At 67.6% G+C, this 20,818-nt stretch carries 13 protein-coding genes and 3 pseudogenes; 5 read left to right on the top strand and 11 right to left on the bottom strand.

Going from position 1 to position 20,818, the window contains the following annotated elements; genetic code table 11:
* Positions 1-132: 132 nt before the first annotated feature.
* The 5 genes from PVZ72_RS18880 to PVZ72_RS18860 form a co-directional block, all read right to left on the bottom strand.
* Positions 133-1,464 carry a sigma-54-dependent transcriptional regulator gene (locus PVZ72_RS18880; protein ID WP_273862698.1) on the bottom strand — a complete coding sequence of 444 codons (1,332 nt, stop codon included), beginning with the start codon at positions 1,462-1,464 and terminating at the stop codon, positions 133-135.
* Complete coding sequence (locus PVZ72_RS18875; protein WP_273862697.1) at positions 1,449-2,894, bottom strand: sensor histidine kinase; 1,446 nt, start codon at positions 2,892-2,894, stop codon at positions 1,449-1,451. The genes PVZ72_RS18880 and PVZ72_RS18875 overlap by 16 nt, the downstream gene beginning before the upstream one ends.
* A 72-nt stretch (positions 2,895-2,966) precedes the next feature.
* Positions 2,967-4,118, bottom strand: a complete 1,152-nt coding sequence (locus PVZ72_RS18870; RefSeq protein ID WP_273862696.1) for an L-talarate/galactarate dehydratase — start codon at positions 4,116-4,118, stop codon at positions 2,967-2,969.
* A gap of 22 nt (positions 4,119-4,140) precedes the next feature.
* Positions 4,141-5,496 (bottom strand): MFS transporter, encoded by a 1,356-nt coding sequence (locus tag PVZ72_RS18865; protein ID WP_273862695.1) that lies wholly within the window; start codon positions 5,494-5,496, stop codon positions 4,141-4,143.
* An 87-nt stretch (positions 5,497-5,583) separates the two neighbouring features.
* A complete protein-coding gene (locus PVZ72_RS18860) occupies positions 5,584-6,618 on the bottom strand; it encodes a LacI family DNA-binding transcriptional regulator (protein WP_273862694.1) in 1,035 nt (344 codons plus the stop codon).
* A gap of 174 nt (positions 6,619-6,792) precedes the next feature.
* On the opposite strand from PVZ72_RS18860, the gene PVZ72_RS18855 reads away from it, so the two are divergent.
* Together PVZ72_RS18855 and PVZ72_RS18850 are read left to right on the top strand one after the other, a co-directional pair.
* Positions 6,793-7,230: a LysE family translocator gene (locus PVZ72_RS18855; RefSeq protein ID WP_273862752.1), complete on the top strand. Its 438-nt coding sequence runs from the start codon at positions 6,793-6,795 to the stop codon at positions 7,228-7,230.
* Positions 7,116-7,670: pseudogene (locus PVZ72_RS18850) on the top strand (choline transporter); the annotation flags it as partial. The gene PVZ72_RS18855 and the pseudogene PVZ72_RS18850, both read left to right, overlap by 115 nt.
* Before the next feature lie 194 nt (positions 7,671-7,864).
* Here PVZ72_RS18850 and PVZ72_RS24320 read toward each other — a convergent pair.
* The 3 genes and pseudogenes from PVZ72_RS24320 to PVZ72_RS18840 all read right to left on the bottom strand — a co-directional run.
* Positions 7,865-8,449, bottom strand: a pseudogene (locus PVZ72_RS24320) (methyl-accepting chemotaxis protein); the annotation flags it as partial.
* A gap of 276 nt (positions 8,450-8,725) precedes the next feature.
* Positions 8,726-9,865: pseudogene (locus tag PVZ72_RS24315) on the bottom strand (cache domain-containing protein); the annotation flags it as partial.
* Positions 9,866-10,063: 198 nt separating this feature from the next.
* Positions 10,064-10,813 carry a carbon-nitrogen hydrolase family protein gene (locus PVZ72_RS18840; protein ID WP_273862693.1) on the bottom strand — a complete coding sequence of 250 codons (750 nt, stop codon included), beginning with the start codon at positions 10,811-10,813 and terminating at the stop codon, positions 10,064-10,066.
* A gap of 214 nt (positions 10,814-11,027) precedes the next feature.
* On the opposite strand from PVZ72_RS18840, the gene PVZ72_RS18835 reads away from it, so the two are divergent.
* From PVZ72_RS18835 to dld, 3 genes are all read left to right on the top strand, one after another.
* Entirely contained in the window at positions 11,028-12,164 is a 1,137-nt protein-coding gene (locus PVZ72_RS18835; RefSeq protein ID WP_273862692.1) for an iron-containing alcohol dehydrogenase, read from the top strand.
* 160 nt (positions 12,165-12,324) lie between these two features.
* Complete coding sequence (locus tag PVZ72_RS18830) at positions 12,325-13,668, top strand: MFS transporter (protein ID WP_273862691.1); 1,344 nt, start codon at positions 12,325-12,327, stop codon at positions 13,666-13,668.
* An 80-nt stretch (positions 13,669-13,748) separates the two neighbouring features.
* Positions 13,749-15,518, top strand: coding sequence for a D-lactate dehydrogenase (gene dld / locus PVZ72_RS18825; RefSeq protein ID WP_273862690.1), 1,770 nt, complete (start codon positions 13,749-13,751; stop codon positions 15,516-15,518).
* A gap of 18 nt (positions 15,519-15,536) precedes the next feature.
* Here the strand turns inward: dld and PVZ72_RS18820 are convergent, their stop codons facing one another.
* The 3 genes from PVZ72_RS18820 to PVZ72_RS18810 all read right to left on the bottom strand — a co-directional run bounded on the left by PVZ72_RS18820 (position 15,537) and on the right by PVZ72_RS18810 (position 20,636).
* Positions 15,537-16,475 (bottom strand): LysR family transcriptional regulator, encoded by a 939-nt coding sequence (locus PVZ72_RS18820; protein ID WP_273862689.1) that lies wholly within the window; start codon positions 16,473-16,475, stop codon positions 15,537-15,539.
* A gap of 456 nt (positions 16,476-16,931) precedes the next feature.
* The gene (gene bglX / locus PVZ72_RS18815) at positions 16,932-19,211 is read right to left on the bottom strand and encodes a beta-glucosidase BglX (RefSeq protein WP_187978629.1); all 2,280 of its coding nucleotides are present in this window, start codon (positions 19,209-19,211) and stop codon (positions 16,932-16,934) included.
* Positions 19,212-19,358: 147 nt separating this feature from the next.
* Complete coding sequence (locus tag PVZ72_RS18810) at positions 19,359-20,636, bottom strand: glucarate dehydratase family protein (RefSeq protein ID WP_273862688.1); 1,278 nt, start codon at positions 20,634-20,636, stop codon at positions 19,359-19,361.
* Between the last annotated feature and the right edge of the window lie 182 nt (positions 20,637-20,818).

Genomic DNA, 20,818 nt, shown 5'->3' with positions numbered 1-20,818 from the left:
ACGATCAGGCTGTTGCAGGGCCTGTGCCAACTTTTATTTTTTAGATAAATCAATAGTTTGCGAATTTCAGTGGCCATCCGGGCCAGGCATTGCGTCCGGCTGGCGGACATACCTGTCGGCAAAGCGGACAGCCTAGGCGTCGTCTGCGCCGACACCCAGGCCCAGCCGACTCAGCTTGGTATAGAGCAGCTGGCGATGGATACCCAGGCGGCGGGCCGCTTCGGCGCGATTGCCATTGCTGCGCTGCAGGGCGCGCTCGATCAGCAGGCGTTCCAGGCGCGCGGTGGCCTCGGCCAGGGTCTCCTCCGGCCAGCTGGCGTCGATGGCTAACTCATCCGGCGTCTCGCCCTGCAGGAAGGCCAGGTCGGCGGCGACGATGCGCTCGCCCTGGGCCAGGGTCGCGGCGCGCTGGATGGCGTTGCGCAATTCCCGCACGTTGCCGGGCCAGGAGTGGCGCAGCAGCAGGGCGGCGGCATCGTCCGCCAGCACGCGACCGCTGGCGGCGAGGAAGTGCTCGGCCAGCGGCAGGATGTCGGCCCGCCGCTCGCGCAGGGCCGGCAGGTGGATGGGCACCACGTGCAGGCGATAGAAGAGGTCCTCGCGGAAGTCGCCACTGGCGACACGCTGGGCCAGGTCGCGGTGGGTGGCCGCTACCAGCCGTACGTCCAGCCGTACCGGTGCGCCACCCACCGGCGTCACCTCGCGTTCCTGCAGGGCGCGGAGGATCTTGGCCTGCATCGGCAGCGGCATGTCGCCGATCTCGTCGAGAAAGAGGGTGCCGCCCTGGGCTTCGCGAAAGGCACCGAGGCGATTGGCGGTGGCCCCGCTGAAGGCGCCGCGCACATGGCCGAAGAGTTCGCTTTCCAGCAGGTCCGGCGGGATGGCGGCGCAGTTGACCGCCACGAAGGGCGCCCCGCGTCGCTTGCCGTGCTCGTGGATGGCGCGCGCCACCAGTTCCTTGCCGGTGCCGGTCTCGCCGGTGACCAGCACCGTGGCCTCGCTGTCCACCAGGCGGCCGATGGTCTTCTGCACCTGGCGCAGGGCGTCGCTGCCGCCCACCAGCGTATGGCCTTCGACCGCGGTCGGCGGCACGCTGGCCGGGCCGCGCTGGGCGGTCATCCCGGCCAGTACCCGGATCAGTTCTTCGCGGCCGATGGGCTTGGTGAGGTGGTCGAAGGCGCCCAGGCGCATGGCCTCGATGGTGTTGCCGGCGCTGGCGAAGGCGGTCAGCACCGTGACCGCCGGCGGCTCGGGGCGGGCGCGAATGCGGGCCAGCACCTCCAGGCCATCCAGCCCGGGCATGCGCAGGTCGAGCAGCACGGCGTCCACCGGTTCCTGCGCCAGGCGCTGCAGGCCCGCTTCGCCCCCGTCGGCCTGCAGCACCCGGTAGCCCTGGTCCGCGGCGGTTTCCGCCAGGGCGTCGCGCAGAGCGGCGTCGTCATCGATGATCAGCAGGGTTGGCATGGCAGGAGGATCTCGAAGCGAGTGGGGACGGAGGGTTCGATCAGGCGCGCCTCGCCGCCGTGGGCGCGGGCGGTCTCGCGGACCAGGGCCAGGCCCAGGCCGGTGCCTTCGGGGCGACCGGTGACGAAGGGCTCGAAGAGCTGGCCGCGCAACTCGGCAGGTGGTCCCTGGCCTGCGTCTTCCACCGCCAGCACCAGCCAGTCGCCACGGCGGCTGGCGTCGAGACGGATCTCGCTGGCGGCCGGGGCGGCCTGCAGGGCGTTGAGCAGCAGGTTGTCCAAGGCGCGGGCCAGGGCGTCGCGATCGAAATAGCCCTGCTCGACGGCCACCCTGGCGGTCAGGCGGATGCCGCGCTGGGCGGCCTGGTCTTCGTGACCGGCCAGCACCTCGCGGCAGAAGACCGGCAATTCGATGGCGGTCGGTTGCAGGTGCAGCGGCTGGGTGAGGTCGAGCAGGCGGCGCAGCAGGCGGTCGAGGCGGGTGACCTGCAGCAGGATGGCGTCCAGCGCGCGCTGCTGACGGCCGCTGTCGCCGGCCAGGGCGTTCTCGGCCTTGAGGCGCATGGCGGCCAGCGGATTGCGGATCTCGTGGGCGACCCCGGCGGCCACCCGACCGAGGGCGGCCAGCCGTTCACTGGCGTGGACCTGGGTGGTCAGCCGCTGGGCCTCGTCCCGTGCCTGGGTCAGGCGCTGCCCGGCCTGGTTGAGCGCCGCCAGCACCCGATCCAGCTCGCGTTCGCCGGTGAGGGCGAGGGTGGGCAGGTCGTGGCTGGCGCTGGCGCCCAGATCGCGCTCGACCCGCGCGACATGCCGCGACCACTGCCAGGTGAGTCGACCGAGCAGCAGGGTGGCGGCGAGCATGGCCAGCAGCAGCAGGCCCAGGCCCAGTTTCAGCTGGCGCTGACCGCTGCCCTCGGCGAAGGTCAGGCGGGTCAGGGTCCAGGCGGCGAGATCGGGGATGGGGCCGGACAGCGGGCAGGCGGCGACCAGCACCGTGGCGCCGTCCGCGCTGAAGCTGTCGCTCAGGCTGCGCGCCTCGGCCAGGGTCGCGGCGGAGAGATCGGCCAGGTGCTGGCGTTCGGCGGCGGTCAGGGGGAAGGGACTGGCATCGGCCAGGAGCCCCGCCTGCTCCTGCCAGAGACCGCCGGCCATGCCGCGATAACGCAGCAGGGCGACACTGGCCACGCCGCCGAGACTGCGCTGCAGGGACGGATCGGCGAGGCCAGCGGTAGGGCCGGACCAGCCATTGCTGTAGAAACGATAGCTGCTGGCGATGGCCTGGCAGGCTTGCTCGGCTTCCACCGTGGCCTGGCCGAGCTGGGCGCTTTCCGACTGGCGCAGCAGCAGGATCATCAGCCAGCCGACCCCGACGGCCATGCCGCCGAGCATCAGCAGCAGGGCAATCAGACGACTGCGCAGCGATCCGAACATGGGCTTTCTCTTCCAGGCCTTGGCCTGGATAGAGTGCCACACCCTGGCGGAGTTCGAGTGCCAGCGCGGGGGTCAGGCGAGCCGGCCGAATTCCGCTTCCTGCGCCGTCCAGCCGGGTACCCGCTCGCTCAGGGACAGCCCGAGACCCGGACGGGTCGGTACCTGCATCCGCCCGTCACGGGTTTCCAGGCGTTCGTTGAACAGCGGCTCCAGCCATTCGAAGTGTTCCACCCAGGGCTCGGTGGGATAGGTGGCGGCCAGGTGCACGTGCAATTCCATGGCGAAGTGCGGTGCCAGCATCACGCCGGCCTGCTCGGCCAGGGCGGCCACCTTGAGGAAGGGCGTGATGCCACCGACCCGTGGCGCGTCGGGCATCAGGAAGTCGGCACCGCGCAGGCGGATGAATTCCTGGTGCTCGGCGATGCTGGTCAGCATCTCGCCAGTGGCGATAGGGGTGTCGAAGGCCGCGGCCAGGGCGGCGTGGCCCTCGGCGTCGTAGCAGTCCAGCGGCTCTTCGATCCAGATCAGGTTGAATTCCTCGAAGCGCCGGCACATACGCTGGGCGGTGGGTCGGTCCCATTGCTGGTTGGCGTCGACCATCAGCGGGAAGCTGTCGCCCAGGTGGCGGCGCACGCGGGCGACGCGCTCAAGGTCCAGGGCGCAGTCGGGCTGGCCGACCTTGAGCTTGATGCCGCCGATGCCTTTTTCCCGGGAGAGGTCGGTGTTCACCAACAACTGCTCCAGCGGCGTATGCAGGAAGCCGCCGGAGGTGTTGTAGCAGCGCACCGAGTCGCGCTGAGCACCCAGCAGGCGTGCCAGGGAGAGGTTGGCGCGACGGGCCTTGAGGTCCCAGAGGGCCACGTCGAAGGCGCCGATGGCCTGGGTAGCGAGACCGCTGCGACCTACCGAGGCGCCGGCCCAGCAGAGCTTGGTCCAGAGCTTCTGGATGTCGCTGGGATTCTCGTCGAGCAGCACCGGGGCAATTTCATGGGCGTGGGCGAACTGGCCGGGGCCACCGGCGCGCTTGGAATAGCTGAAGCCCAGGCCGCGCTGGCCGTCGCGGGTTTCGATCTCGACGAAGAGGATGGCGATCTCGGTCATCGGCTTCTGCCGGCCGGTGAGCACCTTGGCGTCGCTGATGGGGGTGGCCAGCGGCAGGAACACGGAAGCCAGGCGGACCCAGACGATGCGGTCCTGGTCGGCGCTGTAGGCGTTATCGGACATGGGGATGCTCTAGGGTGAGGAATCAGGGACGGGTGGCAGGCAGGGCGTCGGCGATGGCGGCTGGCTCGTCATTGAGTTCGCCGAGGTCCAGGCGCTTGAGCGGGCCGACGATGACCAGGTAGGAGAAGGCGCCGAGCAGGCCCATGGCGGCGACGTAGGTGAGGGCCACGTCAAAGGAGCCGAGCTGGTTGATCATCAGGCCGATGGCCAGCGGGGTGACGATGCTGGCGATGTTGCCGCAGAGGTTGAAGAGGGCGCCGCTCACGCCCATGGCGCGCTTGGGCGAGACATCGCCGACGATGCACCAGCCGAGGTTGCCCACGCCCTTGGCGAAGAAGGCGATGGACATCACCAGGGTGACCAGGACGATGGACTGGGTGTAGTTGGCCACCACGATGCTGCTGGAAAGCAGCAGGCCGACGATGATCGGCGTCTTGCGCGCGGCGGTGAGGCTGTAGCCGCGGCGCAGCATGCCGTCCGACCAGAGTCCGCCGAGAACGCCGCCCAGGCAGCCGGCCACCGGCGGGATGGCGGCGATCAGGCCGACCTTGAGCATCGTCAGCCCCTTGGCCTCGACCAGGTAGGTGGGAAACCAGGTGAGAAAGAACCAGGTGATGGTGGTCAGGCAGAATCGTCCCAGGTAGATGCCCAGCATCATGCGATTGCCGCTGATAGCCTTGAAGGTGCGCCAGCTGAAGGGCGCCCGGGTGTCGCCCAGATCGGGCAGGCCGCCACCGGCTTCGATATGGTCCAGCTCGCTCTGGCTGACGCGCCTGTCGTGCCGGGGCTCCTGCACGGTGGCGAACCACAGCAGGCCGATGAGGATGCCGGCGCCGCCGGTCCAGAAGAACACGTGCTCCCAGCCGAACTGGTTGAGCAGGATCACCATCAGTGGCGTGAACACCGCCAGGGCGAAGTACTGCGCCGACTGGAAGATGGCGGTGGCCAGGCCGCGTTCCTGGCGCGGGAACCACATCACCGTGAGGCGGTTGTTGGCCGGAAAGGCCGGCGACTCGGCCACGCCCATGAGAAAGCGCAGCACGAACAGCGCCAGCAGCGCCGAGGAGAAGAATTCGACGTAGCCCTGCAGGAAGGTCAGTACCGACCAGAGAATCAGGCTGGCGCCCAGCACCAGCCGCGAGCCGAAGCGATCGAGCACGATGCCGCCGGGAATCTGCATGGCGGTGTAGGCCCAGCCGAAGGCCGAGAAGGCCAGACCCATGGCCACGGCGTCGAAACCGAGGTCGTGACGCAGGGCCGGCGCGGCGATGGAGAGGGTGGCGCGGTCGACGTAGTTGAATACCGTCACCAGAAAGATCATCGCCAGGACGAGATAGCGAACGCGAGTGCGCCGCGACGGCTCAGGGGAAGTGCGCATTGTTATTGTCCTTTTCAGCGGGCAAAGCCGGCGGCGAGGCCGGCACCTGCGGGAGGACGCTAAGCTGATTACGCAATCATTCAAGCGTCAGCGCGTACTCTCGCGCATGACCAGTTCGAAGCCGGTATCCCGTTGCCGCGGCGCCTCGGCGCCCGCCAGACGGGCGAGCAGGGCCGTGGCGGCATGGGTGCCCATCGCGGCGCCGCGCACGTCCACGGTGCTCAGTGCCGGGATCAGATGGGCGGCGCTGGCCAGGTTGCCGAAGCCCATCACGGCCAGCTTTTCCGGTATTTGCAAGCCGCGGGCATGGGCTTCGGCCAGCACCCCGTGGGCGAGGGTGTCGGAGCTGCAGACCACCACCTCAGGACGAATTCCAGCCTCGAGCAGGCGGGCCAGGCCCTGGCGACCCAGTGCCGGGGTGGCCGGCGGCGGCAGGCTGACATCGGCTGGCGCGGCCAGTCCGTGGATGGCCAGTTCGTCACGGAAGGCATCGCGACGCAGCCGTCCGCGGGGATCGTCCAGGGTCAGGCTGGCGAAGTGGCGATAGCCGCGCGCCAGCAGCTCCCGGGCGACGGCCTGGCCCACCGCGACATGGGAAAAGCCCACCAGCATGTCCAGCGGTCGCTCACCCTGGTCCCAGCACTCCACCAGCGGAATGCCGGCCTGTGACAGGCGCAGTCGGCTGGCGGCCGTGTGCAGGGTGCCGGTCAGCACCATGGCGTCGGGGCGGCGGCGCAGCAAGGCGTCCAGCAGCCGCTCCTCGCGTTCGGCGGAATAGTCGGTCAGGCCCAGCAGGGTCTGGTGGCCGGCCTCGGTCAGGGTCTGCATGAGCGCCTGCACGGTGTCGGCGAAGATGGAGTTGACGATGGTGGGCACCAGGATGGCGATCAGCCGACTCTCCAGGGGCGCGCTGCCGGTAGTAAGCATGGCCGGCTGGTAGCCGCTCTCGCGCACCGCGCGAAAGACCTTTTCGCGCAGCGCCGGCCGGACGATCTCCGGCTGGTTGAGGGTGCGCGAAACGGTGATCGGCGAGACCCCGGCCAGGCGGGCCACGTCCTTTAGGGTCGGTGGCTTGCCAGTGGGACGACCAGGCCAGGACGGGGCGTTGCGATCACCGGACAAGGGCGACTCCGCGACAGGACAGGGAATGGCCGATTCTGCCGAGTCATACGATGACTCTCAAGGTGAACGAGCCACAGACGTACAAGCCAGCACCACACGTGCTGGCTAGCCTGGGTCTCCTTCTCGAAGCCTGACAGGTGTCCCTTGGAAATCGTCCTCTATGCCCTGAGCGTCATGTACAGCCCCGGTCCGGTCAACGCCCTGGGGCTGAACGCCGGTCTGCGTGGCCAGGCCCGGCGGGCGCTGGGTTTCTATGCCGGGGTGGGCTGCGCCATGCTGCTCCTGTTTCTGGCCCTGGGCTATGCCGGTGCGGTCCTGGTCTCGGGGGCGCTGCTGCCGTGGCTGGCGCTCCTGGGCGGTGGCTATTGCCTGTATCTCGGCTATCTCATTGCCCGGGCCGCGCCGCCGACGGCGGCGGGAGAGGAGGAGGGCGCCGCAACGCGGCTGACCTTCGCCCGCGGCTTCCTGATCCAGGGGCTCAATCCCAAGGGCTGGCCGCCACCATCGCCAGTGCGCTGCCGTTCACCATCGCGTTGCTGTTCAGCATGCGCGGACTGCTCAAGGCACTCAAGCTGGACGCCACCAAGCGCGGTCTGCGTCATCAGGCGCTGAGCATCTCGCCACCCACCATGAGATCGCCCGGGGGCTGGCAGCGCCGGCTGCGCGGTCTGGCGATGTTCCCGCGACGCAGTCATGTGGTGCGCTTCATCGGCGAGGTGGCCAAGCCGGCCTGCCTGGCGGTGGCTGAGGAATGGCGCAAGCAGGGTTATATCTGCAGCGTCGAAGACCGTGACGATGGCGGCGTACGCCTGAGGGTCGGCCCGGCCGATCAGCCGGAGTTCGTCTACCAGGTAAGACCCCACGCCTATGCCATGCCCAGTTTCGTCATGGGCAGCGAGCCGAACGAGGAGCGCAAGTACTTCCGCGCCCAGGTCTATCTGCGCGAGGGTGGCCAGGACCATGACGTCATGGGCTGGTCGCGCGAGGACGTCATCGGCGACATCCTCGATCAGTACGAACGCCACATGCATTTCCTGCATCTGGTGGGCTGAGAACCTGTCCACGATCTGCTGCGCGTCGGCCAAACTGCGTTGAAAATGCCTTCGGAATGCTCATTTACCACTCGTAAACTCCGCTTCCTCAGGCATTTTCGCCTTGTTTGTCTCTAGCTCGCGAGATCGTGAACAGGTTCTGAAACGAAAAAGCCGGGCGCAGTGCCCGGCTTTTTCATGGTGCGGCGTCCGGGTCACTTCACCCGGAAGCGCCGGACCACCGCGATCAGCTGCTCGTTGGACGACTGCACCGCCGCGGTGCTCTCGGCGGTGCGCTGCCCGCTGGTGACCAGATCGTCGACGATATGGCGTACGGCGACCATGTTCTGGTTGATCTCACCGGCCACCGCGCTCTGCTCCTCGGCGGCCGCGGCGATCTGGGTCGACAGGTCGCTGATGCGCACCACCGAACCGCTCATCTCGTCCAGGCCGTCGGTGACCTCACGGGTCTTCTCGGCGGTGCTCTGGCAACTGGTCTTGGTCACTTCCATGGCCGCGACCGCGGAACTCACGCCCTGCTGCAAGCGGCTGAGCATCTCGTTGATCTCGGCGGTGCTCTGCTGGGTGCGCCCGGCCAGGGCGCGCACCTCGTCAGCCACTACCGCGAAGCCACGCCCCTGCTCGCCGGCCCGGGCCGCCTCGATGGCGGCGTTGAGCGCCAGCAGGTTGGTCTGGCCGGCGATCTCGCCGATCACCCCAAGGACATCGTTGATGCGCTGGGCATCGCTCTGCATGGCCTGCACCTTGAGGGTGGCGTCTTCCACCTGGTCGACCAGGGCGAACACGCTGGCGGAGGCCTGCTGAACCACGGCGCGCGAGCGCTCGGCCTGGCCGTTGGCGGCCTGGGTGAGGGAGGCGGTATCGCTGGCACTGCGGGCCACGGAGTCGGAGGTGGCACTCATCTCGGTGATGGCCGTCACCGCCTGGTCGGTTTCGCTGGCATGGCGGGCCAGGATGGCACCGTTTTGCTGGGCCTGGCCGTGCAGTTGCTTGAGGCCGGTGTCGATGCGGTCGGTGGCGTCGCCCACCTCGCCGATCAGTCGCTGCAGATAGCCGATGAAGCCGTTGACCGCGCCGGCCACCGCATCCACCTCGTCCTTGCCGTGCACCGGGATGCGTCGGGTCAGGTCGGCATCGCCTGCCGAGAGGGATTCGATGTTGCGTTGCAGCAGACCCAGGCGACCCATCAGCTTGCCGAGCGCCAGCACCATGATGCCCACCAGCAGCAGGACCAGCGGCAGCTGGATCGCCGCCAGGGTCTTGAGGATGCCGGTGTTGGTCGCCGCGATGAGCGAGGTGGGCAGCGCCGTGGCCAGCAGCCAGGGCGTGCCGGCCAGCGGGCGCAGGAAGAAGGTGTGGGGCGTGCCGTGCTCGTCGACATAGGTGTCGCGCACCACCGCCTCGCCCTTGAGCTTGCCGAGGTTCTGCTGGATGGCGGCGACGAAGGGCGAACGGGCGGCATAGGCCGAGACGTTGTTCAGGATCTGCGAATCGCCGAGTTCGCTGAGGTTGCTGAGGATCTTGCCGTCGGCCTCGACGATCATCATGTCGGTGTCGTCGAGTTCCTTGCGCAGGCTGTCCACCAGGGGATTGAAGAAGCCCAGGGTGAGGTCGATGGTCGAGACGCCAAAGGCCTTGCCGTCGCGCTGGATGGCCATGGCGCAGTTGGTGCGCGGCTCGGCGCTGGCGGCGTCCTTGTAGGCGGCGGCCCAGACGCACTGGCCGGCGGGCCCCTTGAGGCCGGCCTGGAACCAGGGCTGCTCCCAGTAGTTGAGCGACTCGGGGGAGTTCCAGTGGGTGTTGACGATCAGCTTGCCGCCGGCATCGCGGTGATAGAAGGTGCTGAACTTGTCGCGCCCCTGCTCGCGCTGGTTGGGCAGCGGCCAGATGCCGCCGCCGAATACCTTGGCATCGCCGTACTGGTCCACCAGGCCGGGCAGTACCCGGTCGATGGCGGCGCTGTCCAGCAGCGGCACGGTCTGGGTGATGGAGCGCTGCTGCGCCTGGATCTGGTTGAGTTCGCGATAGATGCGGGTGCCCACCTCGTTGACGCGGGTCAGCACGGCGGATTCACCGGCGGCGACCAGGTCCGGGGTCACCCATAGGCGGATGCCGATGACGGTGGCCGCGAGCGTCGCGCCGATGAAGCCCAGGAAGATCAGGGTGTAGCGGGTCCGAATGGTGTTCAAGGCCATGGTGTCGCTCCTGCGGTTACAGCGTCTTTCACGCTGCGAAAGGCATCCTTGGCGGTGTTCTGAACAAGGGTGTCAGAGCCTTATCGGCGTGCGATGTGTGACCTTTAGTCGCAGAAGGGTCGGGATATCAACTCGCCATCCCGGTCGCGACGTGACCTGCTAGCCGCTTTTTAGTCAGAGGACTGCGCCATGCAGCGATCAGGATCGCAAGGCGCTTAGCTCGCCCTGCCAGGCGCCCGCGTGCCGGCGGACGATCACCAGGCAGGAGCCGTCTCCTGGCGCCGCGACCAGGCACTGGCCATCGGCCTGCCAGAAGGCACTGCGACCCACGCAGGCATAGCCGCCGGTGGGCCCGCCGTGGTTGGCCATGAGCACGGCCATGTTCAGCCGCCGGGCATGGCCGGCCAGCAATGCGCTGTCGGCGGGATAGCCGGTCGGACCTATCACTGCCGAGGCCAGGTAGAGATCGGCGCCCTGGGCGCGAGCGGCATCGGCATGGGCCGGGTGATTGCTGTCGGCGCAGATGGCCAGGGCGGCCTTTACGTCCCGTACCTCCAGCAAATCCCCGCCGTTACCGGGGACGAAGGGCGGTGTCTCGCCCGGATGCAGGTATTGCTTGGTGTGGACGCGACAGCGGCCATCGGCGCCGAGGATCAGCGCACCGATCTGCAGCCCCGTCGGACCCTGGATCGGCGCCCCGACCACGGCCGTGAGCCCGGCCACGCGGCAGGCCTCGCGCAGGGGCCGCAGGCGTGCATCGGCACCGTCCAGCGTCAGCGCTGCCGCCAGGGTCGGTTCATAGCCGGTCAGGGACAGTTCCGGAAACAGCAGGAGCTCCACCCCGGCGTCGGCCGCCGCGGCGATGAAGTCGAGATGACTGCGCAGATTGGCGGCGAGATCGCCGGCGATCGAAACGGACTGGGCGGCGGCCAGGGTAAGGGTGGGCATCGAGACTCCAGAGCAAGCGGCAGCGACTGGGCGATCCGGACCCGTTCACCGCGGGTGTTGGGGCGTCCAGCTGGGGGGCACGATAGCTCCGTGCTACCCGAATACGCTGGGTTGCCTCCCGGTTATACCGCTATCGCTACCTCTCAGTATTTGGCGCGTAAGCGCCTCGCTATAGTCGGGACGTCTATCAATTTCAAGAATAACAGGACGGGTCATGGCGATAATCAACTATGTAACGGAGATCCGCTTCGGCGCCGGCTGTGCGGCCGAACTGGCCGAGGTCAACGCGCGGCTGGGCTTCCAGCGACCGCTGATCGTCACCGACCGGGGCGTGGTGGCAGCCGGTCTCATCGAGCAGCTGATGGCGCTCAATCCCCTGGCCGCCTATCAGGTGTTCGACGCCACCCCGGCCAATCCCACCGAGGCCGCCACCCGCGAGGGCGTCGCCTGTTTTCGGGACGCGGAATGCGACGGCATCATCGCCGTCGGTGGTGGATCGCCCATCGACCTGGCCAAGGCCATCGCCGTGTCCGCGCGCCATCCGGGACCGCTGAAACAGTTCGCCGTCATCGAGGGCGGCCTGGCGCGCATTACCGCGGCGACGGTGCCCATCGTGGCCATTCCGACCACCGCCGGCACCGGCAGCGAGGTGGGACGTGGGGCCATCATCATTCTCGATGATGGCCGCAAGGTCGGCATCCTCTCGCCCCATGTCATCCCGCGGGTGGCCATCTGCGACCCCCTGCTGACGCTCAGCCTGCCGCCGCACCTGACCGCCGCCACGGGCATGGACGCGGTGGCCCACTGTATCGAGACCTTTCTCTCGCCCGGCTTCAATCCGCCGGCCGAGGGCATCGCGCTGGACGGCCTGCGCCGGGCCTGGCGCCATCTGGAACTGGCGTTCAACGAACCAGACAATCTGGAAGCCCGTACCCAGATGCTCAGCGCCTCGCTGCAGGGGGCGCTGGCCTTCCAGAAGGGGCTGGGCTGCGTGCACAGCCTGAGTCACTCGCTGGGTGGCATCGATCCGCGGCTGCACCATGGCACCCTCAACGCGGTCCTGCTGCCGGCCGTGGTGGCCTTCAACCGGAGCGCGGAATCGGTGATCCGCGACGAGAAACTCGAACGCCTGGCGCAGGCCATGCAACTGCCGGCGCAGCTGTCGGTGGAGCAGGCGCTGGCGCACAAGGCCGAAGCCCTGCGGCTGCCGACGGGACTGGCGCAGATGGGCGTCGACCCGGGACTCATCCCGCGCATCGTTAGCGGCGCCCTGGCCGATCACAGCCACAAGACCAATCCCCGGGAAGCCTCGGCGGAGGACTATGCCCAACTGATCAGGGCCTCGCTCTGAGGCCCTGTCGTCCGTAGCGGAAAGCCCTTCCGCTGCAGCGTCGTCCGCCGTCCTGCCTTGCGCCCCGACTCGTTCCGGGCGGGCAATGGGCTGCGGATGACCGACGACTGCCCTGCAACACCCTCGCGACAATCACAACAATTAAAGGACGCGAAACATCATGGCCCATCCCAGTACCACCGCATCCCCGGTGCCGTTCGATCCGCTCTACCGCAAGGTCGCCTGGCGCGTGTTGCCCCTGCTGCTGCTCGGCTACATCATCGCCTATCTCGATCGGGTCAATGTCGGCTTCGCCAAGCTCGCCATGCTCAGCGACCTCGGCCTGTCCGACGCGGCCTATGGCCTGGGCGCCGGCATCTTCTTCATCGGCTACTTCATCTTCGAAGTCCCCAGCAACCTGATGCTGCATCGCGTCGGCGCCAAGCTGTGGATCGCGCGCATCATGATCACCTGGGGCCTGGTCTCGTCGCTGATGGCCTTCACCGGGCCCATCGCCCAGTGGCTGGGCATCAGCCATGAGCTGACCTTCTACGGCCTGAGGTTCCTGCTCGGCGTCTGCGAGGCGGGCTTCTTCCCCGGGGTCATCCTCTACCTGACCTACTGGTTTCCCTCGGCGCTGCACAGCCGCATGATGGCCATCGTCATCCTCGGCAACCCGGTGTCCTTCATCTTCGGTGGTCCGCTCAGCGGCGCCATCATGTACTACATGGGCGGCAGCAGCCTGCTGGCCGGCTGGCAGTGGATGTTCGTCATCGAGGCCGTACCGGCCGTGGTGGTTGGGGTGGTGGTGCTCTGCCTGCTGGATAACGGCATCCAGGATGCCAAGTGGCTGAACGTGCAGGAAAAGGCCGAGCTCACCCGGCGCCTCGCCGTGGAGGCCGCGGAAAAGCCCCGCATCGCCCTGAAGCGCCTGTATGCCCTGCCCATCATCTGGCTGCTGACCGGCATCTACGTCCTGCTGATGCTCGGCAACTACGGCATCAATTTCTGGGTGCCGACCATCATCAGGAACGCCGGGGTGGCCTCGGTCCTGGACATCGGCCTCATCACCGCCATCGCCTATGTGTTCGGCGCGCTGACCATGGTCTGGATCACCCGTCAGGCCCAGCGCACGGGTAACCAGCGCGCCTATGGCGCCCTGATGTCGGTGCTGGCCGGTATCGGCCTGATCCTCTGCGCGGCCTTTCCCCAGCACCTCCTGCTGATGATCCTGGGGGTCGCCTTCGCCGTGGGTGGCAGCCTGAGCGCCATCGCGCTGTTCTGGGGGCTGCCCGGCGCCTTCCTGCAGGGCGCCGCGGCCGCGGCCGGCATCGCCATCATCAACTCCTTCGGCAACCTGGGCGGCTTCGCCGGCCCCTATCTGCTGGGCCTGCTGACCACCCTGTTCGGCTCGGCGCAAGGGGGGCTGATGCTGCTCGGGGGTTGCCTGCTGGTGTGCGCGGCGCTGATGCTGTGGGTGACCCGACGCCCCGGTCAGTCGACCACCGGGCTGCTGGCCGAGTAGCCACGCCGGGATAGCCGCGCATTTTCGAGCGGAAGCGACCGCCGTTCGCTTCCGCTTTCCTTGTCAGTGAAGAGGACGTCATGGATCTGGTCAGCGAGTTGCAAACCATCGTCGGGCGGCGCCATGTCCTGCAGGGCGACGCCGCGACCCGACGCTTCCGCCTGGGAATCCGCTATGGCGGCGGAGCGGTGCTCGCCGTGGTCCAGCCCGGCACCCTGCTGGAGATGTGGCGGGTGCTGCAGCGTTGCCACGGCGCCGGGACCATCATCATCTGTCAGGCGGCCAACACCGGTCTGACCGGCGGCTCCACCCCGGTGGCCGAGGGCTACGACCGGCCGGTGGTGCTGATCAACACCCTGCGCCTGACCCGCCTGGTCCTGCTGCGCCAGGGCGAGCAGGTGCTGTCCCAGCCAGGCGTGACCCTGAGCCAGTTGGAGACGACGCTGAAACCCCTGGGGCGCGAGCCCCATTCGGTGATCGGCTCGACCTGCATCGGCGCCTCCGTCACCGGTGGCGTCTGCAACAATTCCGGCGGCTCGCTGATCCGTCGCGGACCGGCCTTTACCCAGCTGTCGCTGTTCGCCCGCATCGACGAGGCCGGGCAACTGCAACTGGTCAACCATCTGGGCCTGGCGCTGGGCGACACCCCCGAGGAGATCCTCACCCGGCTCGACGAGGGCCGCTTCGACGACAGCGTCGTGCAGGACCCGGTCGGGGCCATGGCCTCCGATCGCGAATACGCCCGCCATGTCCGCGACGTGACCTCGGCCACCCCGGCCCGCTACAACGCCGATCCGCGGCGGCTGTACGAGGCGTCGGGCTCGGCGGGCAAGCTCGCCGTGTTCGCCCTGCGCCTGGATACCTTTGCCGCCGATCGCAATACCCGGGTGTTCTACATCGGTTCCAATCGAGCGGCTGACCTGGAAGCCATCCGCCGGCACATCCTGGTCAATTTCGCCTCTCTGCCGATTGCCGGCGAGTACATGCACCGCACGGCCTATGAGCTCAGTCGCACCTACGGCAAGGATCTGTTCCTGTTCATCCAGCGTTGCGGTGCGCAGCGGGTACCCCAGGCCTTTGCCTGGAAGACCCGCTTCGATGCCCTGAGCGAACGCCTGGGCCTGGGCGCCCAGCTCGGCGACCGACTCCTGCAACGCCTCGCCGCGCCGCTGCCCGAGCATCTGCCAGCGCGGCTCAACGCGTTCGCCGAGCGCTTCGAGCATCACCTGCTGCTCAAGATGGGCGAAGAGGGCATCGACGAGGCGCGCGCCTATCTGCAGGCCTGGCTGCCCAGCGCGGACGCGGACTTCATCGAGTGCGACGCGGAAGAGGGCAACGCCGCCTTCCTCAATCGCTTCGCGGTCGGCAATGCCATCAACCGCTACCGCGCGGTGCACCGGGACAGCGTGAAAGACATCCTCGCCCTGGATATCGCCCTGCCGCGCAACACCCAGGACTGGTTCGAGACCCTGCCGCCGGAGCTGGCGGAGCAGATTGAGGTGACCATGTATTGCGGGCACTTCTTCTGCCACGTGCTGCACCAGGAGTACCTGGTGAAGAAGGGGCACGACTGCGCGGCGCTCAAGCGTCGCCTGCTGGACCTGCTGGATGCCCGCGGCGCCCGCTATCCGGCCGAGCACAATGTCGGCCACCTCTACGCCGCGGCGCCGGAACTGGAGCGGCACTATCGCCAGCTCGATCCGACCAACGCCTTCAATCCCGGCATCGGGCAGCTGACGCGGCGCCATCGCTGGCAGGAGGACTGCTGCGCGGAGCACTCCAGCGACGCCATCGCCGCGGCGGCGAAGGCGGCCCGAGCGGCGCCTGCGGAGACGAGTCGCACGTCCTGAACGGGAGTGCCGGGCGGCTCAGTTTTCCTGCTGGATCGCGTAGAGCGATTCCACCAGCAGCGCGAACGCCGGATTCTGCTGAGCGCTGCGCCGCGAGACCAGCTCATAGGGTTCGCTAGGGGACCTGAGCTGCAGCGGCAGGCGACTGACCAGGCCATGCTGGCAGACATAGTCCGCCACCTCGACCGAGACCAGCGCCACCAGCCGCGGATCGCGGCTCAACAGTGACAGGGTGGTCAGCGCCGAGGTGGTCTCGATCAGGTGCAGGGGAAAGGGTAGCTGCGCCTCGAAGAACTCGTGTTCCAGGGTGCGCCTCATGGGCATGTTGGCCCGATAGACCACCCAGCGACTGTCGGAAAGATCCTGCAGCTCGACCCGTTCGCGCCGGGCGGCCGGATGGGAGGCGTGGGCGATGACCGCGAGGGACTCGTCCTTGATGACCAGGGTATCGTAGCTTTCCGGCCGCTCGCTCACCGACAGGCGACAGATGGCCGCGTCCAGCCGTCCCTGGTCGATCAGACCGAGCAGGGTCGTGCTGGTGTCCTCCACCACCTCGATGGACAGCCGCGGCTGCAATTCCAGCAGCCGCGAGATGGCATGGGTGAGCAGGGGCACGGCGCCCATTATGGTGCCGATGGCCAGCTTGCCGCCCGAGCCGCTGGCGATGGCGTGCAGCTCATGGCGCAGATTGTCCAGGTCGGCCTGGATCAGGCGGGCGAAGCGAATGGCGCAGGTGCCCGCCGGGGTCGGCAGCAGGCCGCGGTTGGTGCGCAAGAACAATTCCACTCCCAGGGTGGACTCCAGCTCCTTGAGCGCCTTGCTGGCGCCTGGCTGCGTGAGCCCCAGGCCTTCCGCGGCGTTGAGCAGTGAACCCTTTTCCGCCAGGGCGATGAGCAGGCGCAGCTGCTTGGCGTGCAGGCGCGACATGATGGTGTTGAGGCTGGCGAGATTCTTCATTGACTGAACGTTATACCGCAGTGGCTGCGATCACATCCTCAACAATAAACAGCGGGTACGAGGTCTGACCCGATTCGTTGGGCTTCGGCGATAGAACCGCCTCAACCCAACCTACGGGGCTGTGTAGGTTGGGTTGAGCGCCAGCGAAGCCCAACGGACCGGCGTCAAGGCGCGCATCCGGTCCCTCACCCCAACCCTCTCCCGGAGGGAGAGGGGGCGGCAAAGGCGCGAAGGGAGGCAGCGGCACTGAGAGGCACGCTTTTACCCTCCCGAAGGGAGAGGTTAGCGTTCAAGGCGCGCAGGGAGGCAGGACGGTATCAGGGGGCACGCTTCTACCCCTCTCCCTTTGGGAGAGGGTTGGGGTGAGGGCGTAAGGGAGGCGGGGCGGTATCAGCAGGATGCCGGCTTCTACCCCCTCTCCCTCTGGGAGAGGGTTGGGGTGAGGGATGATCCCCATTAGAGCAGTGTAAAACTCCCCTCGCGCACCCGCTCCGAATCCAGGCCGACCATCACCTTGAATTCGCCCGGTTCCGAGACCAGCTTGAGGTCGTTGTTGTAGAAGCGCAGGTCCGCCTCGGTGATGGGGAAGTCCAGCTCGCGGCTTTCGCCCGGTTGCAGCATCACCTTCTGGAAGCCCTTGAGCTCCTTGACCGGTCGCGCCAGGGAGGCGGTCACGTCGTGCAGGTAGAGCTGCACGACGGTGGCGCCGGCGCGGGTGCCGGTGTTCTTGACCGTGACCTTGGCAGTCAGGGTGTCGCCCTTCTTCAGGGTGGCGCTGGACAGCTGCGGCGCCGAGACGTCGAAGGTGGTGTAGCTCAGGCCGTAACCGAAGGGGTAGAGCGGGCCGTTGACGATGTCGAAGTAGCGCGAGGTGTACTTGTTCGGCTTGGCCGCATCGAAGGGGCGACCGCTGCTCAGGTGGTTGTAGTACAGCGGCACCTGGCCCACTTCGCGGGGAAAGGTCATGGTCAGCTTGCCGGAGGGGTTGTGGTCGCCAAACAGCACATCGGCCACGGCGTTGCCGCCCTCGGTGCCGGGGAACCAGGCTTCCAGCAGCGCACTGGCCTGCTCCTGTTCCCATTCCAGCGCCAGCGGGCGGCCGTTCATCAGCACCAGCACCAGCGGCTTGCCGGTGGCCTTGAGCGCCTTGATCAGCTCGCGCTGGGTGTCGGGCACGCTGATGCGGGCGCGGCTGGAGGCCTCGTGGGCCATGCCCTGGGATTCGCCGACCACGGCCACCACCACCTCGGCCTGGCGCGCGGTGGCCACGGCTTCGGCGATCAGCTCGCTGGCACTGCGCGGATCCACCGCGACCGCCGGTTCGTAGGAGTTGAGGTAGGCCAGCACATCGCGGTCGTCCAGCAGGTTGGCGCCCTTGGCATAGAGCACCTTGCCCTGACCGGCCACGGCGTTTTCCAGGCCGCGGCGGATGGAGACGGCCTGGGCGGCCACGCCGGCGGCGGACCAGTTGCCCATGACGTCGCGTGGACTGTCGGCCAGCGGACCGACCACCGCCAGGGTGGCGCCCTTGCGCAGCGGCAGCACGGCCTTTTCGTTCTTCAGCAGCACCAGGCTCTCGCGGGCCACCTGGCGCGCCTCGGCGCGGTGCAGGCGCGATTCGGCGTTGGTGTCGACCGGATCCTGGCCCTGCAGGCGGCGATAGGGATCGTCGAACAGGCCCAGGCGGTACTTGGTCAGCAGCATGTCGCGCACGGCCTGATCGATCTCGGCCTGGGTCACCTTGCCGGCGGCCAGCAGGGCGGGCAGCTGCTTGCCATAGACGTCGTCGTGCATGTTCAGCTCGACGCCGGCCTTGAGCGCCTGCTCGGCGGCGTCGCGGGTATCCCTGGCCACGCCGTGCAGCACCAGTTCGTTGATGGCGCCGTGATCGCTGATCAACAGACCCTGGTAGTTCCAGTCCTTGCGCAAGAGGTCCTGCAGCAGCCAGCGATTGGCCGTGGCCGGCACGCCATTGATGCTGTTCAGGGCCACCATCACCGCCCCGGCACCGGCCTCGGCGGCGGCGCGATAGGGTGGCAGGTAGTCCTGCATGAGCCGCTGCGGACTCATGTCGACGTTGCTGTAGTCACGTCCGGCTTCCACGGCGCCATAGCCGCCGAAGTGCTTGATGCTGGCCATCAGGCTGTCGGGGGCGCGCAGGTCGTCACCCTGGTAGGCGTGCACCAGGGTGGCGCCGATGCGCGAGGTCAGCCAGGTGTCTTCGCCGAAGGTTTCCGAGGCACGGCCCCAGCGCGGTTCGCGGGTCACGTCGACGGTGGGGGAAAAGGTCAGGTCGAGGCCATCGGCTGCCGCTTCCAGGGCGGAGATGCGCCCGCTGGTGGCGATGGCGTCGAGATTCCAGGTACTGGCCAGGCCCAGGTTGATGGGGAAGATGGTGCGCATGCCGTGGATGACGTCATAGGCATAGAACAGCGGAATCTTCAGCCGGCTGTGCACGACCTGGTCCTGCATCTGGCGGATGTCGGGGCGGGTCACGGTGTTGAACATGGCGCCCACCTTGCCGGCGCGGATGTCCGCCATGATGGCTTCCTTGGGATAGTCCGGCCCGACGCTCACCAGGTTGAGCTGGCCGATCTTTTCCTCCAGGGTCATCTTCGCCAGCAGGGCGTCGACATAGGCGCGCGCCGGATCCTGGTTCTGCGCCGGGGCGAGGGTGGCGCTGACCGCCAGTCCCAGGCCGAGCATGAGTGCGGTGAGGCGTGGTGCGTTCAACATCGTCCCCAATTCCCTGTGCGTACTTTCTCGTTGTTCTTGAGCACCCTTGTGCCGAGGGGATTGTACAGCCGCGACGCCGGGAAGCGGAGCCGTTGACGGCCGGCGGCAAGGCCGGTCGTCAGGGGCGTGGGAGCGGGGGGCGAAGAGCTAGAAACGCGGCTTGCGGGTTTCCCAGTCCGGCTGGTACTTGCGCATCTGGCGCACGTCGTCGCGGCTGCGGATGTCGATGGCGAGGAATTGCTCGTGCAACTTGGCGAGCTGGTCCTGATCCAGCTCCACGCCCAGGCCGGGGGCGTCGCTGATTGCCACGCAGCCATTGCGGATCGGCAGCTTGCCGCCCTGGATGACCTCTTCGTCCTCTTCCTGCCAGGGATAGTGGGTGTCGCAGGCATAGGCCAGGTTGGGTACCGCGGCGGCCACGTGGGTCATGGCCATGAGGCTGATGCCCAGGTGCGAGTTGGAGTGCATGGAAACGCCCAGGCCGAAGGTGTCGCACATCCGCGCGAGGATCTGGGTGTCCCTGAGGCCACCCCAGTAGTGGTGGTCGGCGAGCACGATCTGCACGCTGTTCTGGGCCACGCTGCGGCGGAATTCGTCGAAGTCGGTGACCACCATGTTGGTGGCCAGGGGGATGCCGGTGCGCCGGTGCAGTTCGGCCATGCCGTCGAGGCCCGGGGTCGGATCCTCGTAGTACTGCAGGTCGTCCTTCAGCACCTCGGCGATGCGCAGGGACGTTTCCAGCGACCAGTTGCCGTTGGGGTCGATACGCAACGGCGCCTCGGGAAAGGCCTGGCGCAGCGCCTTGATGCAGGCCGCTTCGTGATCCGGGCCAAGCAGAGTGCCGGCCTTGAGCTTGATGCTCTGGAAGCCGTTCTCCTCGATCATCCGCGCCGCCTGGGCCACCACCTGCTCGGGGCTGATGGCTTCGCCCCAGCGATCGGGCTTGTAGGGCGCATCGATATGCTCGGCGTACTTGAGGAACAGGTAGGCGCTGAAGGGCACCTCGCGGCGGACCGCACCGCCCAGCAGCTCGACCAGGGGAATGCCCAGGGAGCGTGCCTGCAGATCGAGGAAGGCTACTTCGAAGGCGGAATAGGCGTTGGCCGCCTGCTTGCTCGGATGGGAGCCGGGTGCCAGCTCGGCACCGGCCACCACGCCACTGGCGAGGCTGGCGACGGTCGTCACCACCCGCGCACGCAGACCATTGAGGTCCCAGGCGGAGAGCCCGACCAGGCTGCTTTCCATGGCCTTGAGTACCGCCAGCACCGGGGCGTCGCCATAGCTCTCGCCGAGACCGATGTGGCCGTTGTCGCCTTCTACCTCGATGATGGATCTCAGCGCATAGGGTTCATGGATGCCGCTGGCGTTGAGCAGCGGGGCATCGCGAAAGGCGATGGGGGTGACGGTGATCCGTTTGATCTTCACGCTCAGACTCCTGGACTTGTCATTGTGGTGGTCTTTGTCAGTCATCGTATGACTAGCGGTCGGGATCTTCAACCGAAAGAAGTGCCAAGATCCTGATGGCATGACCGCATATCGCATCGGGGTTGCCCGCTCCGGGCGGGGCTGGATAAATAGCCAGCCGCCACCTCATTCGTCCGTTTCGC

The organism is Pseudomonas sp. LA5 (genome assembly GCF_028640825.1).
GTDB lineage: Bacteria > Pseudomonadota > Gammaproteobacteria > Pseudomonadales > Pseudomonadaceae > Chryseomonas > Chryseomonas aestiva.
The sequence above is the reverse complement of the archived record's forward strand: the minus strand, read 5'-3'. Positions and strand labels throughout refer to the sequence as shown.